The sequence below is a fragment of the Mesorhizobium sp. M1217 genome (genome assembly GCF_040318275.1).
GTDB lineage: Bacteria > Pseudomonadota > Alphaproteobacteria > Rhizobiales > Rhizobiaceae > Mesorhizobium.
This window is the reverse complement of record NZ_JAMYMA010000005.1, coordinates 248,407-263,281: the sequence shown is the minus strand read 5'-3', so window position 1 is coordinate 263,281 and position 14,875 is coordinate 248,407. Positions and strand designations below refer to the sequence as shown.

The 14,875-nt window shown below is 65.3% G+C and carries 12 protein-coding genes and 1 pseudogene; 8 read left to right on the top strand and 5 right to left on the bottom strand.

Annotation, left to right across the window (positions count from 1 at the left end; all coding sequences use genetic code 11):
* The first annotated feature begins 69 nt into the window (after window positions 1-69).
* The 3 genes from NKH37_RS10870 (at window position 70) to NKH37_RS10860 (ending at window position 5,483) form a co-directional block, all read left to right on the top strand.
* Window positions 70-696 carry a CDGSH iron-sulfur domain-containing protein gene (locus NKH37_RS10870; protein WP_353006085.1) on the top strand — a complete coding sequence of 209 codons (627 nt, stop codon included), beginning with the start codon at window positions 70-72 and terminating at the stop codon, window positions 694-696.
* Between the two features lie 298 nt (window positions 697-994).
* Window positions 995-3,022: a hydantoinase/oxoprolinase N-terminal domain-containing protein gene (locus NKH37_RS10865; protein WP_353006729.1), complete on the top strand. Its 2,028-nt coding sequence runs from the start codon at window positions 995-997 to the stop codon at window positions 3,020-3,022.
* 289 nt (window positions 3,023-3,311) lie between these two features.
* Window positions 3,312-5,483 (top strand): malate synthase G, encoded by a 2,172-nt coding sequence (locus NKH37_RS10860; RefSeq protein WP_353006732.1) that lies wholly within the window; start codon window positions 3,312-3,314, stop codon window positions 5,481-5,483.
* 201 nt (window positions 5,484-5,684) lie between these two features.
* On the opposite strand, the gene NKH37_RS10855 is transcribed toward NKH37_RS10860, so the two are convergent.
* The 5 genes and pseudogenes from NKH37_RS10855 to NKH37_RS10835 all read right to left on the bottom strand — a co-directional run bounded on the left by NKH37_RS10855 (window position 5,685) and on the right by NKH37_RS10835 (window position 9,558).
* Window positions 5,685-6,011, bottom strand: a complete 327-nt coding sequence (locus NKH37_RS10855) for a GNAT family N-acetyltransferase (RefSeq protein ID WP_353040994.1) — start codon at window positions 6,009-6,011, stop codon at window positions 5,685-5,687.
* Window positions 6,012-6,019: 8 nt separating this feature from the next.
* A pseudogene (locus tag NKH37_RS10850) lies at window positions 6,020-6,850 on the bottom strand (YifB family Mg chelatase-like AAA ATPase); the annotation flags it as partial.
* Between the two features lie 160 nt (window positions 6,851-7,010).
* Window positions 7,011-7,952 carry a glutathione synthase gene (gene gshB, locus NKH37_RS10845; protein WP_353006735.1) on the bottom strand — a complete coding sequence of 314 codons (942 nt, stop codon included), beginning with the start codon at window positions 7,950-7,952 and terminating at the stop codon, window positions 7,011-7,013.
* A gap of 216 nt (window positions 7,953-8,168) precedes the next feature.
* On the bottom strand, window positions 8,169-8,543 hold the full coding sequence (locus NKH37_RS10840) for a GtrA family protein (RefSeq protein ID WP_352481398.1): 375 nt from the start codon (window positions 8,541-8,543) through the stop codon (window positions 8,169-8,171).
* A gap of 7 nt (window positions 8,544-8,550) precedes the next feature.
* Window positions 8,551-9,558 carry a glycosyltransferase gene (locus NKH37_RS10835; RefSeq protein WP_353006738.1) on the bottom strand — a complete coding sequence of 336 codons (1,008 nt, stop codon included), beginning with the start codon at window positions 9,556-9,558 and terminating at the stop codon, window positions 8,551-8,553.
* A 130-nt stretch (window positions 9,559-9,688) separates the two neighbouring features.
* Between NKH37_RS10835 and NKH37_RS10830 the strand changes: the two genes are divergently transcribed.
* The 5 genes from NKH37_RS10830 (at window position 9,689) to NKH37_RS10810 (ending at window position 14,854) form a co-directional block, all read left to right on the top strand.
* On the top strand, window positions 9,689-11,488 hold the full coding sequence (locus tag NKH37_RS10830; protein WP_352481399.1) for a GtrA family protein: 1,800 nt from the start codon (window positions 9,689-9,691) through the stop codon (window positions 11,486-11,488).
* A 132-nt stretch (window positions 11,489-11,620) separates the two neighbouring features.
* Window positions 11,621-12,388, top strand: a complete 768-nt coding sequence (locus tag NKH37_RS10825; protein WP_352848319.1) for an SDR family NAD(P)-dependent oxidoreductase — start codon at window positions 11,621-11,623, stop codon at window positions 12,386-12,388.
* Window positions 12,388-13,338 (top strand): 2-dehydro-3-deoxygalactonokinase, encoded by a 951-nt coding sequence (locus NKH37_RS10820; protein ID WP_031193988.1) that lies wholly within the window; start codon window positions 12,388-12,390, stop codon window positions 13,336-13,338. Before NKH37_RS10825 ends, NKH37_RS10820 begins: the two co-directional genes overlap by 1 nt.
* Window positions 13,335-13,973, top strand: coding sequence for a 2-dehydro-3-deoxy-6-phosphogalactonate aldolase (locus tag NKH37_RS10815; protein WP_023718905.1), 639 nt, complete (start codon window positions 13,335-13,337; stop codon window positions 13,971-13,973). The genes NKH37_RS10820 and NKH37_RS10815 overlap by 4 nt, the downstream gene beginning before the upstream one ends.
* Window positions 13,973-14,854 (top strand): SMP-30/gluconolactonase/LRE family protein, encoded by an 882-nt coding sequence (locus NKH37_RS10810; RefSeq protein ID WP_352481401.1) that lies wholly within the window; start codon window positions 13,973-13,975, stop codon window positions 14,852-14,854. The genes NKH37_RS10815 and NKH37_RS10810 overlap by 1 nt, the downstream gene beginning before the upstream one ends.
* Window positions 14,855-14,875 lie beyond the last annotated feature (21 nt).

Sequence of the window (14,875 nt, the reverse complement as noted above, 5' to 3'; positions counted from 1 at the left end):
GAGATCGGCCGCCCTTGACGCCGTCCGGGCCGCCGCCATAGCGTGACGCCTTCACAAGGAGATACACCCATGGCCGGTATGGTCGAAGGCGAGAAGATCGACATCGGCTTTTCGGGAAAACGCTGCATCCATTCGCGCAACTGCGTGCTTGGCGACCCGCATGTCTTCGTGCCCAACGCGCCCGGCCAGTGGATCCACCCCGAGGCGGCCAGCGTCGAGAAAATCGTGGCGCTCGCCGAAAGCTGCCCGTCCGGCGCCATCACCTATGTCCGCAAGGATGGCGGACCGCAGGAAAAGCCGCCGGTGGTCAACACCGTGCGCATCCGGGAAAACGGCCCGCTGGCGCTGCATGCCGAAATCGTGCTGGGCGGCGAGACGTTTTTCCGCACCACGCTCTGCCGCTGCGGCGCTTCGGAAAACAAGCCGTTCTGCGACGGCAGCCACGCCAAGGCAGGTTTTGCCGCCACCGGCGAGCCGGCGCTGAAGGACACGCCGGCGCTGGACGCGCGGGACGGCCCGCTGACGGTTACCCCGACGACCAACGGCCCGCTCAAGCTCGAGGGCAATCTCGAAATCGTCACCGGCACCGGCCATACGGTCGACCGCACGCAGCGCGCCTTGCTCTGCCGCTGCGGCCATTCCGCCAACAAGCCGTTTTGTGACGGATCGCACAAGCGCGTGGGGTTTGTCGGGTAATTGCCAAGGTTGCGATCCGTCACACCCCCCTCTGTCCTGCCGGACATCTCCCCCTCAAGGGGGGAGATTGGCAGCTTCGCCGGCGGCCACCCTGTTTGCAGCGTTGAAAATTTGCGAGAGCGTGGGTGACACCCAATCTCCCCCCTTGAGAGGGAGATGTCCGGCAGGACAGAGGGGGGTGCTGTCCCGCCGGCATTGGGCGAGCCTGCAGCGTGTTCGCCCGTGGCCCAGCCATCGCGGCTTTATCGATCGGCCGGTATCCGCTAAGGGGCGGAGACGAATTCTCCGGACCCAAAATATGACTGCCAAGACCAAACCCTCCCCCCTGTTCCTCGGAATAGACACCGGCGGCACCTACACCGACGCCGTGTTGTGGTCTGAAGCCGGCGGCCCCGGCGGAAAAGTGCTGGCCAAGGCCAAGGCGCTGACCACCCGTCACGACCTGGCGGTCGGCATATCGGGCGCGGTCGATGCGGTGCTGCAAAAAGCCGGCACCGACCCGGCGGCGATCAAGCTGGTGTCGATGTCGACGACGCTTGCCACCAATGCGCTGGTCGAGGGCCAGGGCGGGCGCGTCGCGTTGGTGATGATCGGCTTTGCCGAAGGCGATCTGGCCCGCGACGGGCTGAAGGCGGCGCTTGGCACTGACCCGGTGGTGTTCTGCCCCGGCGGCCACGATGTCCATGGCAATGCGGCAAAACTCGATCTGTCCGGGCTGGAGGCAGCTTTGCCGGAATTGGAAAAGTCGGTGTCCGGCTTTGCCGTCTGCGCCTATTTTGCTACCCGCAACCCGGCGCACGAGCTTGCCGCCCGCGACCTGATCCGCGACATAACAGGCCTGCCGGTCACCGCCAGCCACGAGCTGTCGGCCAAGCTCGGCGGCCCGCGCCGGGCACTGACGACCTTGCTCAACGCCCGGCTGATCTCGATGATCGACCGGCTGGTCGCGGCAACCGAAGGTTTTTTGGCCGCGCGCAAGATCGCCGCCCCGCTGATGGTGGTGCGCGGCGACGGCGCGCTGGTCTCGGCCGCCTTTGCCCGCCAGCGGCCGATCGAGACGATCCTGTCCGGCCCGGCCGCCAGCCTTGTCGGCGCCCGCCACATGACCGGCCTCGACAATGCCGTGGTCTCCGATATCGGCGGCACCACCACCGACGTCGCGGTGTTGGACAAGGGCCGGCCGCGGCTCGATCCGGAAGGCGCCACCGTCGGCGGCTTCCGCACCATGGTCGAGGCCGTCGCCATGCGCACTTTTGGCCTCGGCGGCGATTCCGAAGTGGCGCTGGAGGACGGCGCGCTCAACCCGAAGATCCTGCTCGGGCCGCGCCGCCTGGTGCCGCTGGCGCTGGCCGGCATGATGTATGGCGACGCCGTCACATCAGAACTGGAACGCCAGCTGCGCGCACCCAATCCCGGCCGCATGGATGGCCGGCTGGCGGTCAGGACCGGGGTGCCGGAGCGGCTCGCCGCGGGGCTGACCGGTGCTGAAGCCAAGCTTTACGAGCTGATCGGCGCCGTGCCGCAGGCTCTCGACAGATTGCTGACCTCGAATGCCCAGAACGCCACCTTGAACCGGCTGGTGTCGCGCGGGCTGGTGCATGTCGCCGGCTTCACGCCGTCGGATGCCGCCCATGTGCTGGGCAGGCAGTCCAATTGGGATCCGGCCGCGGCGCGTCTGGGTGCCGAGCTGTTCGCGCGCAGGCGTGACGGCCGCGGCCAGTTCATTGCCGCCTCGCCGGAGGCGATCTCGGAACGGGTGCTGACCACGCTGACCCGCCTGTCGGCGGAAGTCATCCTCGAAACCGCCTTTGCGGAGGATGGGCTGGATGGCGCGGCGACCGTCGCCCACGCCCTGGTCCAGCGCGCCGTCGACGCGCATCCCGGCATCGCCCGGCTCAGCGTCGCGCTCGACCGTCCGGTCATCGGCCTCGGCGCCTCGGCGCCGCTGCATTATGCCGGCCTGGCCGAGCTGGTCGGCAATCGATGCGTGGTGCCGGAGGATACCGACGTGGCCAATGCGCTCGGCGCCGTCGTCGGCCAGGTCCGGGTTTCGGCAGAGGCGCGGGTCAGCCAGCCCAAGGAAGGGCTGTTCCGCGTCGCCTCGGGCGAAAGCGTGCGTGATTTCAACGACGAGGCGGCGGCGATCGCCGCGGCGGAGAAAGATGTGCGCGCTATCGCCGCCGGGCGGGCGAAGGACGCCGGCACCGACAGCGCCGAGATCGAAATCGCCAGCGAGTTCCGCGTCTCCACCGTCGAGGGCCAGCGCATGTTCATCGAGGCACATGTCGTGGCGGTCGCGTCGGGCAGGCCAAGGATTGCGGTGTGATTAGCCATCTCCCCCCTCGAGGGGGAGATGTCCGGCAGGACAGAGGGGGGCGCTGTCCCGCCAACGTCTCAGTCTTTCGCGGTAACACCTCAGACTTGCGGCTGGTCGTAAATGGCAAGGTCGGCGATCCTTCACGCCCCCCTCTGCCCTGCCGGGCATCTCCCCCACAAGTGGGGAGATTGGCAGCTCCTGCAACGGCGAAAACGCCCTACCTTCACCTATGCCGAATTGACCCTGCAACCGCGACATGCCAAAGGCCCGGCCTAGCCTTTCGTCTGGAGAAGCCCTGATGACCGATCGCGTCGAGATCGCCGGATTGCGGATTGCCCGCGAGCTTCATGATTTTGTCGTGAACGAGGTGTTGCCGGGCACCGGCATTGAAGCGGAGGCATTCTGGAGCGGTTTTTCGGCGATCGTCCATGATCTCTCGCCCAAAAACCGGACGCTGCTCGAAAAACGCGATGCCATGCAGGACAAGCTCGACCGCTGGTATCGTGACAATGGCGCGCCCGTCGACATGGAGGCCTACAAGAGCTTCCTCCGCGAGATCGGCTATCTCCTGCCCGAGGGCCCGGCCTTCAGCGTGACGACCGAAAATGTCGACCCGGAAATCGCGCTGGTCGCCGGGCCGCAGTTGGTGGTGCCGGTGATGAATGCGCGTTATGCGCTGAATGCCGCCAATGCGCGCTGGGGCTCGCTGTATGATGCGCTCTACGGCACCGACGCCATCCCCGAGACGGACGGCGCCGAGCGAGGCAACAAATTCAATCCGGCGCGCGGCGCCAAGGTCGTCGCCTGGGCGAAAAGCTTCTTCGACGAGGCGGTGCCGCTCACGACAGGCAAATGGGCTGGCGTCAACGGGCTTTCGGTCGCCAACGGCATGCTGCGGCTGGGCGAGGGCGGCGGCGCCACCACGCTTGCCGACCCCAAGCAGTTTGCCGGCTATCGCGGCGATGCCGCCGACCCCGAAGCCGTCCTGCTGACCAGGAATGGCTTGCACATCGAAATCGTCATCGACCGCAACAACCAGATCGGCCGCACCGATCCGGCCGGCATTGCCGATGTCGTGCTGGAATCGGCGCTGACCACCATCCAGGACTGCGAGGATTCGGTGGCCGCCGTCGATGCCGAGGACAAGATGCTGGTCTACCGCAACTGGCTCGGCCTGATGAAGGGCGACCTGGCGGAAGAGATCACCAAGGCCGGCAAGAGCTTTGTCCGGAGGCTCAATCCCGACCGCATCTATACCGCGCCCGATGGCGGCACGCTGACCGTGCCCGGCCGCTCGCTGATGCTGGTCAGGAACGTCGGCCACCTCATGACCAATCCGGCGATATCGGACCGCGACGGCAACGAGGTGCCGGAAGGCATCATGGATGCGGCGCTGACGGCGCTGATCGCGCTGCACGATGTTGGCCCGAGCGGGCGCCGCGCCAATTCTCGCGCCGGCTCGATGTACATCGTAAAACCCAAGATGCATGGGCCGGAAGAGGTTGCCTTCGCCGTCGAGATTTTCGACCGCGTCGAAGCGCTGCTCGGCATGGCGAAAAACACCATCAAGATGGGCATCATGGACGAGGAGCGGCGCACCACCGTCAACCTCAAGGAGGCGATCCGCGCGGCCAAGGACCGCGTCGTCTTCATCAACACCGGCTTCCTCGACCGCACCGGCGACGAGATACATACCTCGATGGAAGCTGGCCCGATGATCCGCAAGGGCGACATGAAGCAGGCCGCCTGGATTGCCGCCTATGAAGCCTGGAACGTCGATACCGGGCTCGAATGCGGGCTGGCCGGCCACGCCCAGATCGGCAAGGGCATGTGGGCGATGCCCGACCTGATGGCGGCGATGCTGGCCGAGAAAATCGCGCACCCTAAGGCCGGCGCCAACACCGCCTGGGTGCCGTCGCCGACGGCGGCAACCCTGCACGCCACGCACTACCACAAGGTCGATGTCCACGCCGTGCAGCAGGCGCTGAAAAGCCGGCCCAGGGCGAAGCTGGATGACATATTGTCGGTGCCGGTCGCAGTGCGGCCGAACTGGTCGCCTGAAGACATCCAGAAGGAACTCGACAACAACGCACAAGGCATTCTGGGCTACGTCGTGCGCTGGATCGACCAGGGCGTCGGCTGCTCCAAGGTGCCCGACATCCACGATGTCGGCCTGATGGAGGACCGCGCCACGCTGCGCATCTCTTCGCAGCACATCGCCAACTGGCTGCACCACGGCGTCTGCACGCCCGAGCAGGTCATGGAAACGATGAAGCGCATGGCGGCGATTGTCGACCGCCAGAACCAAGGCGATCCGCTCTACCGGTCGATGGCACCGGATTTCGACAAGTCCATCGCCTTCCTCGCCGCCTGCGACCTCGTCTTCAAAGGCCGCATCCAGCCCAACGGCTACACCGAGCCGGTCCTTCACGCGCGGCGGCTGGAACTGAAGGCGAAGCAAGGCGCCTGAAGCGAAGGCGCGGGAGCCGGCGTCCCCCTCCCCTTGAGGGCAGGGTGACCCGAAGGGCCGGGAGGGGTCCTGCATGAAGTGCGCCAACGCCCATTCTGACGATGCGCCTCAGGAAGAGGATCATCGGGGCCTAGGTTCGATTTCCAAAAATAGGGCAAGTCGAGGGACGCCGCGTCCTCCACACCGCGGCTGCCTCTAACCTCACGCGGGCGAGATCGAGCACGACATGAAAATATCGGTATGTCTGACCGGCTCCGGGGTTTCACGGAAGGGCGGGCAGGGCCTGAAGCCGAACGACTCATACACGGCAATGGCGTTTTTCATGTAGAACGTCGTGTGGATCAATACCGTCCGGATTCGGCCTTTCCGGATCTCCGCCAGCGCGGCCCCCATCAGCGCACGGCCGATTCCTTTTCCGCGAAACGACGCGTCGACAAAAAACTTGTGAATCTCCGCCGTATGGTCGTCGAACTGGTCAAAGGCGAGGCAGCCCGCCGGTAGGTTCTCCGATCGCGCGATAAACGCCATGGCATCTTCGCCGCCATCGAGGCCGAATGGTGCGGCGCGCGGAACGGCCGCCGGTCGGTCAGCTTGCCTTCGCCGAGTTCGCCGGCCACCGAGGCGATCATCGAGACTTCGAGCAACTCCCTCGGCGCCAGCGGCGGCAGGATCGACGGCAGCCGCTGGGCCAGCATCGATTTTCCCGACCCCGGCGGCCCGACCATCAAGAGGTTGTGACCGCCGGCCGCCGCCACTTCCAGCGCCCGCTTGGCGGTCTCCTGGCCCTTGATGTCGGCAAGGTCGGGCAAGTCGCGCGCCGAGGCGTGGATGCCGGCTTCCGGCCGCGACAGAACCTGCGTGCCGCGAAAATGATTGGCGATGGCGATCAGGCTGCGCGGCGCCAATATGTCGAAATCCTTGCCGGCCCACGCCGCTTCCGGCCCGCAGGCAAACGGGCAGATTAGGCCTTTGCCTTCGGCATTGGCGCCGATCGCCGCCGGCAGCGCTCCGGCCACCGCGGCAATGGTGCCGTCGAGCGACAATTCGCCAAGCACGACATAGCCGGCCAGCATGTCGCCCGGAATGGCGCCGAGCGCCGCCATCAAACCGAGCGCGATCGGCAGATCGTAATGGCTGCCCTCCTTGGGCAGGTCGGCCGGCGCCAGATTGACGGTGACCTTCTTCGATGGCATCGACAGGCCGGATGCATGCAGCGCCGCCTGCACCCGCTCGCGGCTTTCGGCCACCGCCTTGTCGGCCAGGCCGACGATGTGCATGTTGACCTTGCCCGGCGCGATCATCACCTGCACGTCGACCGGCACGGCCTCGATGCCCTGGAAAGCAACCGTGCGAACCCGCGCCACCATGTCTTCACCCCGGCTGCAGGCTTGCCCCAAGCCCTTGCGATCATGCCGCGAACGGCGTCACCGGAGACAACCACAGATTTCCGGCGAAGGCAAGAACATTTGGGGAACGGCTGAACGCAGCGGCTCCAATGGGTTGCAACGCGGCCGCTCCGAAGCGAGACTAGTTACGCTTGCCCTCCACCGCATCCCAGAACAGGCTGGCGATGTCGGCGCCGCCGAAGCGCTGCACCTCGCGTATGCCGGTTGGCGACGTCACGTTGATCTCGGTCATGTAGTCGCCGATGACGTCGATTCCGACGAGGATGAAACCGCGCTCCTTCAGCGAGGGGCCGATGCGGGCACAGATCTCGCGTTCGCGCTCCGTCAGCTCGGTCTTTTCGGCACGGCCGCCGACATGCATGTTGGAGCGCGAATCGTGCTCGGCCGGCACGCGGTTGATGGCGCCGACCGGCTCGCCGTCAATCAGGATGATGCGTTTGTCGCCGGCGCGCACCTCCTTCAGGTAGCGCTGCACGATGTACGGTTCGCGGAACATCTGGCCGAACATTTCGAGCAGCGAGGCTAGGTTGCGGTCGGCCTCATGCAGATGGAAGATGCCGGCGCCGCCATTGCCGTAGAGCGGCTTGACGATGATATCGCCGAACTCCTTGCGGAAGGCTGCGACCTCGAGCGGGTCCTTGGTGATCAGCGTGTCCGGCATCAGGTCGGGAAATTCGGTGACGAAGATCTTTTCCGGGCTGTTGCGCACCCAGGCCGGATCGTTGACCACCAGCGTCTTCGGATGGATGCACTCGAGGATATGCGTGGTGGTGATGTAGTTCATGTCGAACGGCGGATCCTGCCGCAAAAGGATGACGTCCATTTCCGAAAGGTCGGTGCGCACCTTCTCGCCCAGCGAATAATGATTGCCCTTCTCGTCGCGGACCTGCATCGCCTCGATGCGGGCAAACACCTTGCCGTCGCGCAGCGACAGCCGGTCGGGCGTGTAGTGGAACAGTTGGTGGCCGCGCCGCTGCGCTTCCAGCGACAGCGCAAACGACGTGTCGCCGGCAATCGACACGGTGGAGATGTGGTCCATCTGGACGGCGACTTTCAGGGGCATTGCGGCTCTCCGGCGCACTTGGAGCGATCCACTTGGATGCACAAAGTACGCTCCAACACTTTTGAATCCATGCATCGTGCTGTCCGAAAATCGATTCCGATTTTCGCGCCGATGCATCGACGACAGCGATATAAGGAAATCGGCGGCTTCTGCCAATCGGCCAAGGTCATGATGAGGCTGCGCTTCGTTTGGCGCAGATCCCAATGCGATGCGCCGTCAGCGATCGAAGACCAGCTTGGAATAGCCGAGGAAGGACAGCGCCATGGCAATCAGCGAGGCGACCGCAAGGGCGATGAGCGGCGACACCATCGGCAGCGCGAACAGCGTGGCGCAATAGACGAGATAATTGACGACGCTGGTGGCAATGCCGACGCCGCCATAGCGTGCGCCCTCCTGCGCGATGCCGCGGCTGGAAGGCGAAAACGTCAGATGGCGGTTGATCAACCAGGTGACGGACAGGGCAAAACCGATCGAAATGATGCGAGCCGCGAATGGTCCGAGCGGTGTTATCGCCAGCACCAGCCAAAGCGCCGCCGCGTCGGCGACGAAGCCGATGCCGCCGGCGAAAATGAAGCGGGCGAGGCGTCCCATTCAGGCTCTAGGCCGCGCGCGGGGTCTTGCCCGGTCCGGCCTTCAAAGTCGCGAGGGCGCTTGCACGTTCACGTTCGACGCGACCGGAAGGCATCGACAGATAGAAGATGCGCTTCTGCTCGGCCCGGCCGCGCGACACCGAATCGAGGATTACCCCGGTCACCGCCGCCAGCATCGACAGCAGCAGCAGCCCGACCGACAGCACCCAGGTCGGCATGCGCGGCACAAGCCCGGTTTCGGCGAACTCGATCAGCACCGGCGCCATCAGGAACAGGCTCGATGCCAGGAAGAACACCGAAAAAGCGCCGAAGAAACGCAGCGGCTGTGTCTCCTTCATCAGCATGGCGAACATCCACAGGATCTTCGCGCCGTCGCGAAAGGTCGACAGCTTCGACGAGGAGCCTTCCGGCCGGCGGCCATAGTCGAGCCCGATCTCGCTGACCGGCAATTTGAGCTGCGAGGCGTGCACCGACATTTCGGTCTCGATCTCGAAACCGCCGGAAACGGCGGGAAAGCTCTTGACGAAGCGCCTGGTGAAGGCGCGGTACCCCGAGAAGATATCGGTAAAGTCCGAGCCGAACAGCCGCTTGTAGAGGCTGTTGAAGATGCGGTTGCCGAAGGCATGGCCAGTCCTGCCGGCATCGTCGGCGACGCCGCGCCTGGTGCCCACCACCATGTCGGAGCGCTCGGTCAGCAGCGTGTTGATCAGTTGCGGCGCGTCCTCCGGCGCATAGGTGCCGTCGCCGTCGGCCATCAGGTAGATGTCGGCCTCGATGTCGGCGAACATGCGGCGCACGACATTGCCTTTGCCCTGGCGCGGCTCGCGCACCACGATGGCGCCGGCGGCGCGGGCTCGGAGCGCCGTCAGGTCGCGCGAATTGTTGTCGTAGACATAGATCGCGGCGGAAGGCAGCGTCTCGCGAAAGCGCCGCACCACTTCGCCGATCGTCAGCTCCTCATTGTAGCAAGGCAGGAGCACGGCGATGCTCGGCTCATGGCGCACTTCTTGTGGCATTTTCGTCTCCGGATGCCCTGAGAGATCGCTGACCGCTCAAACGCCGGCCTCGCTCGGGGCGGCTTTACTATTTATTGAAGCTGTTAAGGCTAGGTTTAAACCGCCCCGTATTCCTTCCAAAGGTCCTGATATGAGCACAGCCGACGATGGCGCCTCCATTTGGAGGTCCGATATCGCGCTGGCGCTGCTTGCCACGCTGCTGGCGCTTGCCGTCAATGCCTTTGCCGGTTTCCCGGAACTGACCAATGCCGGCGGCGACAACGACAATCTGCTGCGCCTTGTCGAAGTTCGCGACATGCTGGCCGGCCAAAGCTGGTTCGATCTGCACCAGTACAGGATGGGCCTGGAAGGCGGCTTCGTCATGCACTGGTCGCGGCTGGTCGATGCGCCGATCGCCGCCATCACGGCCGTGTCGGCCCTGACCGGGAGCACGGTCTTTGCCGAGAATTTTGCGCAAGTGCTGTGGCCGGCGCTGCTCTTTTGCCTGACCGTGTTTTTCACCGCTCGCACCGCGCGCAGCTTTGCTGGTGACGGCGCCGTGCTGCCCGCTGTCGTCGTCGGCGCCGCCGCACTGCACTTCCTCGGCATTTTTTCGCCTGGCGCGCTCGATCACCACAATGTCCAACTGATGCTGAGCATGGCCAGCCTGAGCCTTCTGCTTGAAGCGCCGTTGCGCAGGCCGGCGGCACTACTCTCCGGCCTGTGCGCCGGATTGATGCTGGCCGTCGGCATGGAAACCGCGCCTTATGTCGCCACCATCGGCGCCTCTGTCGCCACGCTGTTTGCCCTCGACGCCGATGGCGAGAGGCCGATTGCCAGGGATTTCGGCCTCGGCTTTGCCGGCGTGTCCGCTCTCGTCTTTGTCGCCACCATCGCACCGTCCGCCTGGGGTCAGGCGCAATGCGACGCCTTCTCGACCGTGCAGTTCGTCGTCGCAGCGATTGCCGGAACCGGCCTTGCGGCGATAGCGTCGGTCGAGCCCGCTGGCCGCACGCGCCAACGGCGCATCGCCTCGCTTGGCCTGCTTGCCCTGATATTGGCCGCAGTCGTCGTCTTTTTGTTCCCGCAATGCCTGGCAGCGCCCTATGCCAACCTCGATCCGCGCCTCAAGGAGCTATGGCTTGATCACATCGACGAGGCGCAATCGCTGTTCAAGCTTCTCGCTGAAGATCCGGCCGGGGTGGTGGCGCGCTATGCTACGCCGCTCATCGCGCTCGTGCTGATGGCGCTTCGCCTTGGCCGTGGCGGCTGGCGGCGGCAGGACAGCCTTGTCGGCACGCTGCTTGTCGTGGCCTTCATCGTCAGTGCCTGGCAGGTGCGCGGTTCGACATTCTCGATCGCCTTCGCCGTCATCCCGCTTGCTGCCTGGATTGCCAAATGGCGTCAACGGGCCGAGGCCAGCCCGTCGCGCGGCGTGGCGCTGCGCATGGCCGCCGTCTGGCTGGTTTCGGTGAATGCCGTCTGGACTGGGGCTGCCGCGGCGACCTCGGTCGCCTTCGAGGACAGCAATACCGCCGCCGATAATGGCGACGGCGCCGATGTCGCTTGCCAGCGCATGGCCTCCTTTGCGGCGCTTGGCCGCCTGCCCGGCACCACGGTGCTGGCAATTTCCAATCTCGGATCGCCGATCCTGGCCTATTCCGGACACCGCGTCTTCGCCGGGCCTTATCATCGCAACGTCGCCGGCAACCTGCTGGCGCTCGATGCCTTCCTTGGGTCCGATGCCGATGCCAGGACAATCCTGGCGGATCATCACGTCGGCCTCGTCGCATTGTGCCCCGGCAGCCCCGAAAGCAAGCTCCTCGCCGCCAAGGCGCCGGCAGGTTTTCTCGCCGGGTTGATGCGCGGCAGCGTACCGGAATGGCTTGAGCCGGTTGCCGGGACCAGCGGAGCCGCCGTCGAATTGTACCACGTCCGGCTGGGCGGCTGATCGATCGGGGGCGCGTGCGGCCTTTTGTCGGACATAAGTCCCGACTATCCACTCTTTCGCCCTTGCCCGCCCGACATGGCTGGATAGGATGCGCGCCGGTCAGACCGAGATCGTTGGACCGGGAGAGAATTCATGATGCCATCGGCACGCTTTGCCGACCTCGAAGGCGCTTCGGTGCTGATCACCGGTGGCGGCTCCGGCATTGGAGCCGCCTTGACCGAGGGATTTATCCGCCAGGGGGCAAAGGTCGCCTTTATCGATATCGCCGACCGTCCGAGCCTGGCGCTGGCCGATCGGTTAGACAAGGAGCTCGGCCGGCGGCCGCTCTATCTCAAGACCGATATACGCGATATCGAGGCATTGCGGTTATCAGTTGCCAAAGCCGCCGAGGCGCATGGCGACGTGACCGTGCTGGTCAACAATGCCGCGCAGGATGACCGTCATGCCGTCGAAGACGTCACGGTCGAGTTCTGGGACAACAATCATGCCATCAACCTGCGCCCGCATTTCTTCAGCGCACAGGCGGTGGCGCCGGGCATGAAGCGGGCCGGTGGCGGCTCGATCATCAATTTCACCTCGACCTCGTTTCTCATCAACCATCCCGATATGCCGGCCTATACCGCCGCCAAGGCCGGCATCGTCGGCCTCACCAAGGGTCTTGCCGGCAAGCTCGGCGTCGACGGCATTCGCGTCAACGCAATCGCGCCCGGCTGGGTGATCACCGAGCGGCAGAGAAAGCTCTGGGTCACCGAACAGGCGCTCGCCGCCCACGTCGCCAAGCAGTGCATCAAAGAGGTGATGCAGCCGGAAGACGTTGTCGGCACCGTGCTGTTCCTGGCGTCGGATGCTTCACGCATGCTGACCGCGCAGATGCTGATCGTCGACGGGGGGTTCCTGTGATCTCATCGAGCAAGGCCCCTTCTGTCGCGGCCGTCGACTGGGGCACCACCCGGATGAGGGTGTGGCTGCTCGACGGCGCCGGCAAGGTTCTCGCCGAGCGGCGCGGCGATGACGGGCTGATCACCGCCCAGGCTAAAGGATTTTCGTCCGTTCTCGAAGGGCATCTGGCTGCCATGGGTGCCCCCGAGGCGCTGCCGGTCATCATTTGCGGGATGGCCGGTTCGCGCCAGGGCTGGCTGGAGGCGCCCTATGTCAGCGTGCCGGCGCCGATCGGCGCTATCCTCGCCGGCGCTGCCCGCATCCCCGGCCAGCGCCGCGACATCCGCATCGTGCCCGGCCTTGCCCAACGCCTTGCCGATGCACCTGACGTCATGCGCGGCGAGGAAACGCAGCTTGCCGGCGCCGGTTTGCCGGCACAGGGACGCCACCTCGTCTGCATGCCCGGCACCCATTCGAAATGGGTGCTGGTCGAGGACGGTTCCATTGCCGGCTTCGGCACCTGGCCGACCGGCGAGCTGTTTTCGGTGCTGGCTGCGCACTCGATCCTGCGCCATTCGCTGGGCGAGCCGCCGCAGCCGGTTGCCGCCGAAAGTCCGTTTTTCCGGGACTGGTGCCTGAAGGCGTTGGCCGAGGGCGGTGACATCGTTTCAAGACTGTTCTCGATCCGCGCCGCCAGCCTGTTGCAGGACCTGAAGCCCGAAGATGCCGCAGCCTCTCTGTCCGGCCTGCTGATCGGCGGCGAGATCGCTTCGGCAAATAGCCGCTATGGGGCAAGCGCCGTGCCCGTCGTGCTGATCGCATCGGGCGCACTCGGCAGGCTCTATGCCGAGGCGCTCGGCCTTGCCGGGCTCGCTTTCAGGGCGGTCGACGCCGATGAGGCGGTGCGTGCCGGCCTTGCCGAAGCCGCGCGCGAAAATGGCATGATCGCCAAAAATGGAGTTGCCGCATGACCGAAACCGCACCTTTTCCAAAGCTCAAGCGGGGTCTGGTCGCGATCCTGCGTGGCCTCAAGCCAAGCGAGGCGGTGGCGATCGGCCAGGCGATCTTCGGCGCCGGCATCGAAGCAATCGAGGTGCCGCTCAACTCGCCCGAGCCTTTTGTTTCCATCGCCAGTATTGTCGAAGCGCTTCCTCCGACGGCGCTGGTCGGCGCCGGCACGGTGCTCACCGCCGCCGATGTCGACGGTCTGCACAAGGCCGGCGGGCGGCTGCTGGTCAGCCCCAATATCGATGCCGAGGTCATGGGCCGTGCCATGCAGTACGGCATGGTGACGATGCCCGGCGTGTTCACGCCGACCGAGGCATTTCAAGCAATCCGGCTCGGCGCCTCGGCATTGAAATTCTTCCCGGCGAGCGTGCTTGGCGCGGCGGGCATTTCGGCGATGCGCGCGGTGCTGCCAGCCAGTGTGCTGGTCGGCGCCGTCGGCGGCGTTTCGGACAAGGACTTTGCCGGCTACAAAGCGGCCGGCGTCACCGTCTTCGGTCTTGGCTCCAGCCTGTTCAAGCCGGGCATGAGCATCGACGAAGTGGCAGCACGGGCGAAGGCTGCGGTCGTGGCCTGGGACGCGGCGTTTGGAGCGGCATGATGAGCGAGACCATCGTTTCGGTTTTTTCCGACCATGTCTGCCAACTCGGCGAGGGGCCAAGCTATGACCCTGCCACGGACACGCTCTATTGGTTCGACATCGTCAACGGCCAGCTCCTGGAACAGCGCTTGTCCGGCGGTGCGGTCAAAATCCACGAGCTCGGTCAGATGGCCAGCGCCATCGCCATCGTCGACGACCAACGCCAGCTGATCGCCACCGAGACCGGCCTGCATGTCCGCGATGTCGCGACCGGCAAGCTGACGCTGCACACGCCGATCGAGGCCGATAATACGGTCACCCGCTCGAACGATTCCCGCGTTCACCCTTGCGGCGCCCTCTGGGTCGGCACCATGGGTAAGGGCGAGGAGAAGGCCGCCGGTTCTATCTACTGGTTCTTCAAGGGCGAGCTGCGCCGGCTCTATGCGGATCTCACGGTGCCCAATTCGATCTGCTTTTCCGAAGATGGGACCATCGCCCATTATACCGACACCAGCACCGGGCTGTTGATGCGCGTCGGCTGCGATCCTGCGACCGGCCTGCCGGTTGGCGAACCGAAGGTCTTCGTCGATCACCGTTCGGCCAAGGGCTATATCGATGGTTCGGTGCTCGACCGCGACGGCATATTGTGGAACGCTTGCTGGGGCGGCAGCGTCGTCGAAGCCTATGGACCCGACGGCAAGCTTGTCCGTTCGGTGGCGATGCCGGCGACGCAGCCGTCCTGTCCGGCTTTTGTCGGCAGGAATGCCGACCGGATCGCGGTCACCTCCGCCTGGTCCGGCAAGAGCGAGAAGCAGCGCCTGCTCGACCCGCAAGCCGGCATGACGTTTATGCTCGACATTCCAGTCAATGGTCGCTTCGAGCCGCGCGTGCTGATTGGCTAGACCATGGTCCCGAACCTTTGG

What these genes read in the sequence shown, in the direction of transcription:
- NKH37_RS10870 (WP_353006085.1), top strand. Translation starts at nt 70, where the DNA reads ATGGCCGGTATGGTCGAAGGCGAGAAGATCGACATCGGCTTTTCGGGA.
- NKH37_RS10865 (WP_353006729.1), top strand. Translation starts at nt 995, where the DNA reads ATGACTGCCAAGACCAAACCCTCCCCCCTGTTCCTCGGAATAGACACC.
- NKH37_RS10860 (WP_353006732.1), top strand. Translation starts at nt 3,312, where the DNA reads ATGACCGATCGCGTCGAGATCGCCGGATTGCGGATTGCCCGCGAGCTT.
- NKH37_RS10855 (WP_353040994.1), bottom strand. Translation starts at nt 6,011, where the DNA reads ATGGCGTTTATCGCGCGATCGGAGAACCTACCGGCGGGCTGCCTCGCC.
- gshB (WP_353006735.1), bottom strand. Translation starts at nt 7,952, where the DNA reads ATGCCCCTGAAAGTCGCCGTCCAGATGGACCACATCTCCACCGTGTCG.
- NKH37_RS10840 (WP_352481398.1), bottom strand. Translation starts at nt 8,543, where the DNA reads ATGGGACGCCTCGCCCGCTTCATTTTCGCCGGCGGCATCGGCTTCGTC.
- NKH37_RS10835 (WP_353006738.1), bottom strand. Translation starts at nt 9,558, where the DNA reads ATGCCACAAGAAGTGCGCCATGAGCCGAGCATCGCCGTGCTCCTGCCT.
- NKH37_RS10830 (WP_352481399.1), top strand. Translation starts at nt 9,689, where the DNA reads ATGAGCACAGCCGACGATGGCGCCTCCATTTGGAGGTCCGATATCGCG.
- NKH37_RS10825 (WP_352848319.1), top strand. Translation starts at nt 11,621, where the DNA reads ATGATGCCATCGGCACGCTTTGCCGACCTCGAAGGCGCTTCGGTGCTG.
- NKH37_RS10815 (WP_023718905.1), top strand. Translation starts at nt 13,335, where the DNA reads ATGACCGAAACCGCACCTTTTCCAAAGCTCAAGCGGGGTCTGGTCGCG.
- NKH37_RS10810 (WP_352481401.1), top strand. Translation starts at nt 13,973, where the DNA reads ATGAGCGAGACCATCGTTTCGGTTTTTTCCGACCATGTCTGCCAACTC.